Here is a 9,941-nt window from a genome sequence, read left to right as displayed (position 1 = left end):
TAACATAATTAGTTTTTCCACCCCCATCGCAATGACGCAGTGGTTAGCTTGTCTTGGAGTAATTTTTATTATTTAAAAGTTTGATAACTCAGAAAAGATTGCCACGGTATTAACGGTTCGGTCAACTAACATAATTAGTTTTTCCACCCCCATCGCAATGACGCAGTGGTTAGCTTGTCTTGGAGTAATTTTTATTATTTAAAAGTTTGATAACTCAGAAAAGATTGCCACGGTATTAACGGTTGGGTCAACTAAAATAATTACTATTCCCACCCCCCTCGCAATGACACAGTGGTTAGCTTGTCTTGGAGTAATTTTTATTATTTAAAAGTTTGATAACTCAGAAAAGATTGCCACGGTATTAACGGTTGGGTCAACTAACATAATTAGTTTTTCCACCCCCATCGCAATGACGCAGTGGTTAGCTTGTCTTGGAGTAATTTTTATTATTTAAAAGTTTGATAACTCAGAAAAGATTGCCACGGTATTAACGGTTCGGTCAACTCAAATAATTACTATTCCCACCCCCATCGCAATGACACAGTGGTTAGCTTGTCTTGGAGTAATTTTTATTATTTAAAAGTTTGATAACTCAGAAAAGATTGCCACGGTATTAACGGTTGGGTCAACTAACATAATTAGTTTTTCCACCCCCATCGCAATGACGCAGTAGTTAGCTTGTCTTGGAGTAATTTTTATTATTTAAAAGTTTGATAACTCAGAAAAGATTGCCACGGTATTAACGGTTGGGTCAACTAACATAATTAGTTTTTCCACCCCCATCGCAATGACACAGTGGTTAGCTTGTCATTGCGAGGCGGTAATTACAGCGCTTTTCATTTGAGTAAACCACAAAGTAGGGGCGAATGGCATTCGCCCTCATAAGGTTATCATTTTTTTATGTGGTTCATTGACATAAAAACTGCTGTAAACAGTTAAGCTGATGGAAAAAGCATTAACTTAGCCGAAGCAATCTCATGGTTGAGAGATTGCCACGGGGGGGTATTAACGGTTGACAAGAGAAAATAATTACCAGGACTTACGCAGAACCACCATATCTAGTAGAGGGCGAATGCCATTCGCCCCTACAAATGGTGTATGATTTGGAATTTTGCGTAAGTCCTGATTACTTTTCCCACCCCCCTCGCAATGACGCAGTGGTTAACTTGTCATTGCGAGGCGGTAATCAAACAGTTAAGCTGATGGAGAAAGTGTTAACTCAGCCGAAGCAATCTCATAAGTTGTAATCAAAAACAGCCTCTCAATAAAATTCTAGAATATCATTCTTTATGATGCAACACCCCAGGGAACTCAATCTGAACAGTGGTTTCTTCTTGGTAGGTACTGAAAATCTTGATTTTCCCTCCATACAAATCAACGATCTTCTGAGCAATCTTCAATCCCAAACCAACACCCTGCTGTTCATATTTATAACGTTCAAATTGCATGAATGCGCCTATTTTATCAATTTGCTCTTGAGTCATTCCCCGTCCACAGTCACTAATATTGAGTTGAAATACCTGATCTACAACTTGACCACAGATTTTTACAGGAGTTTGAGGATCAGAAAACTTAAACGCATTGTCTAATAACTCATCAATTAACCACTGAAGATGCTGAGAAGTAAACCTGATTGTACCAGCTTGAATTTCCAGAGTCAGATCGTTGAAACGATCGAGAGCTTTAGCTTTGGCAGTTGCAATCTTTGAAATCAAGGATGTGTTGGTTTCAGCCCCCTGAAGATCCATATCTGAAGTCGGATCGTCTAGGGATTTGTAAGCTTGTAACTCCAAGTAAAGATAAGTTAGGAATTTTTGGGTCACCTGTTCCAAGCGTCTTGCCGATTTTGTGCCAATATTGATAATCTCTTGAATCTCTTCAGTATCCATTTCATCAAGATAATCATCGAGCAAAAGAAAACTGGACAAAATACCATTTAAAGGAGTGTTCAACTCATGGGATAAACTGCTAGCAAGATTTCCGCGCAACTCAGTCAAACTATTTTCTAGCAATTGGATAGTGCTTTGCTGCAGTTTAGACCAGTTTTGAATCTTGTCGTATTGTTGTTTGATCCGCACCATAGAATGAACCCTAGCACGCAGTTCAAGACTATTAACAGGTTTACTGATAAAGTCATCAGCACCAGCAGCTAGGCAGCGAGCCAAATCTTCTTTAGAAGTTAAAGCAGTAATCATAATGATCGGCACTGCCTGCCATTCTGGCATTGCTTTAATCTGACGACAGACTTCTATTCCATCTATCCCAGGCATCATCACATCTAGCAAAATTAGATCGGGGTGAAAAAAACTGCCTAGAGACTCAAGAGCATCTTGACCATTCGGTGCATAACTTAACTCGTAGTCTTGATTTAGGAATAAGCCTTCGATCACATCAAAGTTTTCAGGTTCATCATCCACTACAAGAATTGAAATACTATTTTTCATTAGCTTAATTCACCAACGCTCAAATTTTTTTCAATTATAGTTGCTAGTTGCTTCAATCTCACAGGCTTAGTAAAATAATCTGTAGCCCCTGCAGCTAAACATTTTTCTCGATCGCCATCCATGGCCAAACCCGTGAGAGCAATAATGGGAGTATCTTTCAAAGCTGAATCCTGACGAATTTGCTTCATAGCTTCTAGACCATCTACTTTTGGCATCTGAATATCCATCAAGATTAAGTCTGGATGTTCAGACTTTGCCTTATGAATCGCCTCTTCTCCATCCTGGGCAATTATCACCTTGTATCCCTTGATTTTCAGATAGCTAGAAATTGTTTTAATATTGGGCAAACTATCCTCTGCTAGTAAGATACAGAAAGGGACAATGGATGTCTCGGAAGTTGCTTGGGTAGGAGGAGCAACAGAATCTATTGGTAATGTGGGAGTAGATGACTGGAGCGGTAAATCATCAGAGGGTAGATCAAACCAAAAGTGACTGCCCACTCCTTCTTCACTTATCACTCCTACCTGTCCCCCATGCAACTCTACAATTTGTTTGACTAAAGACAGACCCAAACCCGTCCCTGAATATTTGCGGTTTAAAGCACTATCGAGCTGAACAAAGGGTTGAAACAACTTCTGGATATTTTCCTGAGTAATGCCAATTCCGGTATCAATAACAGAAAATCTGATCCATGTCTGACTGCTGTTGGGGGATGATTCTGTATTAGCATAATTTAATTTAGAAGCCTTTACTTTTGAAGTAACTTTTAAGGTAATAGAGCCTTCCACTGGGGTAAATTTAATGGCATTGTTGAGTAAGTTAATTAAAACTTTAGCAATTCGTTGTTTATCAATAATCAGGTCAGGCAAGGTGGAGGTAATGTGCAGATGGGTTTTAATTTGTTTGTTGAAAGCCTGCTGTCTAACTAAAACCATGCTATTTTCACAAAGATCGTTGATTTTGGTTAGTTGGTACTGTAGTTTCATTTGACCCGATTCAATCCTGGTCAGATCTATAATGTCATTAATTATTTGCAACAGGTGATTTCCGTTTCGATCAATAACCTTGATAGCATCTTTTTGAACCTCACTGATTTCTCCATATAATTTGTCTAAAAGTATTTCACTCGTGCCCAAGATGGCATTTAGAGGAGTTCGGAGTTCGTGGCTAATTGTCGCTAGAAATTCATTTTTAAGCCTGGTGGCATGGGCTAATTCAACATTAGTTCGTTGTAATTCTGCTTCAGCTAGCTTGTGACTGCTCACATCAATATTAACACCAACCATGCGTTGGGGTTCATCCCGATCGTTTTTTTGCACAATAGCATGAGCTTCGATCCAGCGAATTGAGCCATCTGGAACAATTATTCGGAAAACGGTGTCGAAATTCTTTTCTCCTCGGAGAGACTGCGAGAGTAATTCCTTTGCCTGGGGAGCGTCCTCTGGATGTAAAGTCTGTTCCCACAGTTCAATTGTATTTGTCAAGCTGGATAGTTTGACGCCGTATACTTCGCAGATATAATCATCCCAAGTTAGGCGATTGTGAGGAATATCCCAGTCCCAGACCCCTATTTTAGCAGCACTGGTGGCTAATTCCAAGCGTTCGTTTGTGGTTAGCAATTTGAGTTTAGCTTGTTCCAGTTGATCTAATACTTCCTTTAACTCATTGGCTTGATCTCGGTGGCTAACTTCAGATGCTTCTAACTGTTGATACTGTATTTTTAGCAAACGATCTGATTTTTTAACAAAAACTAAGAGGATAACATAAACTATTGTCAGGATCGCGAGACTACCCAGTGAAAGATTTTTCTGGGTTTGGTTAATCTCTTGCAACAAGGGAGTAACGTCAGTGTAAAGCTCAAATACCCCAACAATATCTTTGTTGTTGCCATTGACATAAATTGGAATGTAGCTGGACAAGAGATCACGATTTTCTAGGTTACTGTTTAATGCTTTGAAGGTATCTCTGTGCCCCAATTGACTGACGACTTCACCAGACTTAGACAATAAAAAGCCAGATGATTTGCTTTTATCTTGCCCTATTTCTGAAAAATTAGTAGAAAACACAGTACGTCCCTGTAAGTCATAAATTTTAACTTTCAGAACTGAGGAGCCTTCTACTTTTTGGGTAACAATTTCATTGATTTGACGAGTTTGAGAATGTGCTGCCAGTGCTTCATCACTAAAAGTCTGGGTTGAGGACAAAAAAGTCTCGTATTCTTGCCATATTGTATTAGCAAAAAACTGTGTCAGTATCACATTGTTCTTTTCCGTTAAGTTCAGCAGATTAGATACTACTTGCTGACGATACAAAACTGCAAGTAGAGTAATGGCTAAAATAAATGAGCTGAGGCTAGCTAGCGAAAAGTTTCGGAGAAGTTGAAAGCTTTGCTTAATCATAGTAGTGTTTGTTAATGTTTACGATCATTGAAAGATTTATTAGGTAGGGTTTGCTGAAAAAGTCTTATTGGCAAGGGTAGGAGTCAGGAGTCAGGAGATAGGAGATAGGAGACAGGAGACAGGAGATAGGAGACAGGAGTCAGGAGACAGGAGACAGGAGATAGGAGATAGGAGTCAGGAGACAGGAGACAGGAGATAGGAGATAGGAGTCAGGAGACAGGAGACAGGAGACAGGATAAATGGGAATTATATCATGTCCGGTTGAATATTTACTCTTTGGAAAAGGTAAGGTAGGAGGCAGGAGGCAGGAGGCAGAAGGAAAGAAAAGGTTAGAAGGGAAAAGGTTTTTTTATCCCTGATTATCCGGACATAATATGACAGAGGATATAGTCGGATATGAAAGTCTCTTAATTTTTCTGCTGTTGTCTGCTCACCCATCCTCGCTTGAATTAGAGACTATTTTTTCAATCATCGTTGTCAGTTGCCTCAACCTAATAGGCTTACTAAGATAATCTGTAGCCCCTGCATCTAAACACTTTTTTCGATCTCCAGGCATGACTAAAGCGGTGAGGGCAATAATAGGGATATCTTTGATCGCTGAATCCTGACGAATTTGCTTCATAGCTTCTAGACCATCTAATTTTGGCATCTGAATATCCATCAAGATTAAGTCTGGATGTTCGGACTTTGCCATATTAATAGCTTCTTCTCCATCATGGGCAGTTATCACCTGATATCCCTTGACTGCCAGATAGCCAGAAATTGTTTTGATATTGGACAAGTTATCCTCTGCTAGCAAGATGCGACAAGGAGTAAAAGGTGAATTAGAAGTTTCTTGAGTAGAAGCAAGAGAATCTCTAGATAAGTTGGGAGTAGACTTAAACAGTAAATTATCACAAGGTAGATCAAACCAAAAGTGACTGCCCGCCCCTTCTTTACTTGTCACTCCTGACTTGCCCCCATGTAACTCTATAATCTTTTTCACCACAGACAGACCTAAACCAGTCCCTGAATATTGGCGGTTTAAAGCACTATCGACCTGAACAAAGGGTTGAAACAACTTCTCTATATTTTCCTGACTAATGCCTATTCCGGTATCAATCACAGAAAATCTGATCCATGTCTGACTGTTATTGGCAGATGCTTCAGTGCTAGACAAATTTTCTGGATTAGTTTCTGCTTCTACAGTAGTAACTTGCAGGGTAATAGAGCCTTCCTCTGGCGTAAATTTAACAGCATTATTGAGTAAATTGATCAATACCTGACAGATACGACGTTCATCAACGATCAGCTCAGGTAGGGAGGAGGGAATTTTCAGATGGGTTTGAATTCGTTTTTTGAAAGCTTGCTGTTTGATGAAAATCAGACTATCCTGGCAAAGTTTCTTGATCTTGATCGGCTGACAATTCAGTATTACTTGCTTCGACTCGATCTTAGACAGATCGAGAATATCACTAATTAGTTGCAACAGGTGTTTTCCACTTTTAGCAATAATCTTGAGGGCATCTTGTTGGCGCTCATTCACCTCTCCATAGACTTGTTCCTGAAGGGTTTCAGTCATTCCCAAGATGGCATTGAGAGGAGTACGGAGTTCATGGCTCATGTTTGCTAAAAATTCATCTTTGAGCTTGGTAGCACGGGCTAGTTTTGCATTGGTGTGTTGTAGTTTTGCTTCAGCAGCTTTGTTAAGGCTAATGTCAAACATAGTAGAGCGCGTCATTATCAAGTTCCCTGCATCATCTTTAATTGCGATGGCATTTACACTAAACCAGCGAATCGATCCATCTCCTGTAATTATCTGATATTCCACGCGATCGACGGAGCTTTGTGTCTTAAACTTGTTAAAGTTTTCCCAAAAAACCTTTTGACTTTCTGGGGTGAGGAAATCGAGAAATTTCTTTTTCCCTAAAACTTCTGAGCGAGTATAACCCAACCATTTTAGTTCCGTGTCATTTATCCGTACATAAGTTCCGGCTGCATCCAGGGAGTGATAACCACAGGGAGCTTTATTGTAGAGGTCTTCAACTTCGCGGCTATATCGCTGCAAAGCTAATTCTGCTTGTTTGCGCTCTGTGACATCTTGACAAACACAAATTATCAGATCGTTTTCTAAGAAAGTCAAGGAAATTTCTTCAGTCAAGATACTACCATCTTTGCGTAAGGCAGTTATTTCTCCCTGCCAAGAATGATTTTGTTTTAATAGTTGAAAAAATTCTCGATCAAATTTTTCTAACTCCTCAGCAGAATGAATTATTTTCCTGCTTTTACCCACCAGTTCTTCTTGACTCTCATAGTCAAACATCTCAATGTATGAAGGGTTCACATCTTGGTAGAAATCATTCTTGATGCTCGCGGTTCCATCCACTGCAGCTTGAATACTTGCGAGCTGTTGAGCTATTTCGGCTTCGGCTTGTTTTTTTTCGGTAATATCAAAGCGGATGGCTAAGTATTGATAGGGTTTGCCCCGATCATTTAAAAAGGGGGTGATCGTACTATAAACCCAATATAAGTTCCCATTTTTAGCTCGGTTACAAATATCACCTTGCCAGACTTTACCCTTTGTAATAGTTTGCCATAAATTCTGGAAAAAGCTAACAGAATGGAAACCTGAATTAACAACCTTATGGGTTTTGCCAAGTAATTCCGATCGGGAATAACCAGAGATTTCACAAAATTTGTCATTAGTATAAGTAATAATACCTTTGGCATCTGTAATCGCACAGATCGCTGATTGATCAAGGGCTTTTTTAAACTTTGAGAGTTCTTGAATTAGTTGGCGACGCTCAGACTCTATTACTTTGTCTTCTGTAATGTCTCGGAATATACAGCGACTTATTTTGGGATAATTATTTGGTTCAAAAGCGATGTTGCCTTCAACGATAATTTCCTTTTGGTTTTTGCTAATAAATCTCAACTCAATACTATCAGTTTCAGCAATTCCTTGTTGTATTTTATTCATTAAATTCAGCCAAAGTTTGTAGCAACTTGGATGAAGAATATCGAATATTGTTAGGGTTGGAACTTCTGTTGATGAATAACCTAAAGTTTCTTGCCAAGATTTGTTAACATATTCAAACTTACCATCTTCGATCCGAACCCTATGAATTAAGTTTTTAGCATTATCAAATAAGTGCTGCAATTGTTGAAGTAAATTTTTCTGGTAAATGGCATAGTTAATTGAGCGCACTAAATTATCCTGAGAAATTTTACCTTTGACTAAATAATCTTGAGATCCTTGATGTATAGCAGCTAAAGCAAGATTATGACTATTTAGGCTAATTAAGACAATAATTGCCACTGTAGGCGCAGCAAGTTCAACAGCTTGCAGAGTAGCTAAACCTTGACTATCTGGTAGGTGTAGATTAAGGATCACAACATCTGGCTTATGGTTTTGGAGGTGGGTCAGAGCAGTCTCTAACAGAGAAAAAAACATAACATTGAAGAATCCAGCTTTAGTTAAAAACTGCTCGATCATATCAACATCATCAGGATTATCTTCAACTACCACAACTTCGATCTGGTCGTTATCGATCTTATCTTTTGCTTTGGCGCTTTGAAGTTTTTTGTGGATTTGGACTAAGATACTCTTCTTAGGTGAGAGTATATTCTTGTTTCTCTTTAATAAGAGACTATCCGTTGCCTGTAGTCGCTCTTCAACTTTCTGGCGGTAAACAAATTCTTCTTGGAGTTCACTCTTTAAAGTTTTGACTTCTGTTTCTAGCTTACTAGAACGACTTTCTAGTAAAGCTACTTTTTCTGCTTCCAAGCTCACTACCTTAGATTGTAAAACTTCTGCTAACTTATAAATTTCTACAGGGTTGATAGCTTTTAGCAAGCTTGTTGCAGTGACAACCCCCAGTAGCTGACTCTGCTGCCCTGTCACGATCACCCGACTGATGTTTTTTCGTTCCATCAACTGCTGTACTGACCACAGTGAGTCCTCTGGATGAACTGCAAACACAGGGGTACTCATCACTATTTCAACCCTGTAATCTGCTAACCGCAATCCCAATGCTTGAAATTGGACGATATCTCCCTCAGTTATTATGCCCATAGGGGTTAGAAAATTGGCATCAGCAGAGATTGCAGAAGTTTTCTGATTGTTAGATTCTACGATGATAACAGAACTAACCTTGTGCTTAAACATCTTCTGGGCGATCTTTAACAGGGAGCAGTCTGTTTTGGCAGAGACTACTTGATCGGTCATTACTTCTGCAACACGCCGTAGTTGCATCAGTTCAAATGCTTGGGAAGACTGGCGCAAACTGCTATGGGTTAATATTCCCACCAACTGGTCTTGGTCATCAAGGACAGGTAGGTGGCGAATATGGTGTTGCTGGATGAAGTTGATTATTGAAAATAAGTTAGAAAGCTCAGATTCTCTCACAGTCAAAACAGGAGAAGTCATTGCCTCTCTCATAACCAAGACATCGAGGTTAGGTTTCTGGATACTCAGGCCCACTATATCCCGCTCGGTTAGAATACCGACTACTTTGGCCTCTTCTATTACTACTACACAGCTAGCTCGTGCTTGCCTGTGCAGACTATCCATGTTATCATTGTCAGTTTGAGTAGTGCTGCATAATGAATCCACATTCCCCATCTGAGCGATCGCTTCACTGACTTTTTGCTCTGGAGACACTACTAATGGATTCTTGACGATCGCTGACTTAATCATTATTTCTAAGGAGTTATCAGAGATAGGAGATAACATAAAACTGAGGGTTTATATTTATTTGCTATAATTTGCTATAATCTATTATAACCTACATGCCTTACTTCACAATTGTATCTTCGCCATTCCTCAGCAGGACTACCAAATTTTTAAATTCGTATTCATGCTTAACATATTTTAGTTGAGGATTTTTGAGCACGATTACTGTATAACCGGATTTTATATCAGGAGAAAATCATAGTTGTAATAAGGTTTCACGGAATTCAAAAGTCATGCTTTGAGTGCGTAATTAGGGTTTGCTGATTAAATATAAAAGCATTGACTCCTAAAGGTTTTAGCCTGTAATGGTCTTGAAAAAGTACAAGGTTTTTGTTCTAGGGAGTTCAAAAAGTTAGGATTTTGAGTTGACTGTGGCAGAAAAAT

General features: G+C 39.2%; 3 protein-coding genes. All 3 read right to left on the bottom strand.

Annotated elements, in window-relative coordinates; all coding sequences use genetic code 11:
* Window positions 1-1,280: 1,280 nt before the first annotated feature.
* Window positions 1,281-2,444, bottom strand: coding sequence for a hybrid sensor histidine kinase/response regulator (locus F6K40_RS36080; protein WP_293143744.1), 1,164 nt, complete (start codon window positions 2,442-2,444; stop codon window positions 1,281-1,283).
* Entirely contained in the window at window positions 2,444-4,843 is a 2,400-nt protein-coding gene (locus tag F6K40_RS36075) for an ATP-binding response regulator (RefSeq protein WP_293143741.1), read from the bottom strand. Before F6K40_RS36075 ends, F6K40_RS36080 begins: the two co-directional genes overlap by 1 nt.
* 430 nt (window positions 4,844-5,273) lie before the next feature.
* Window positions 5,274-9,557 carry a PAS domain S-box protein gene (locus F6K40_RS36070; protein WP_293143738.1) on the bottom strand — a complete coding sequence of 1,428 codons (4,284 nt, stop codon included), beginning with the start codon at window positions 9,555-9,557 and terminating at the stop codon, window positions 5,274-5,276.
* Window positions 9,558-9,941 lie beyond the last annotated feature (384 nt).

The sequence above is a fragment of the Okeania sp. SIO3I5 genome (assembly GCF_010672085.1).
GTDB lineage: Bacteria > Cyanobacteriota > Cyanobacteriia > Cyanobacteriales > Microcoleaceae > Trichodesmium.
Note: the sequence above shows the minus strand (reverse complement) of the source record. Positions and strands in the feature narration are given on the sequence as shown.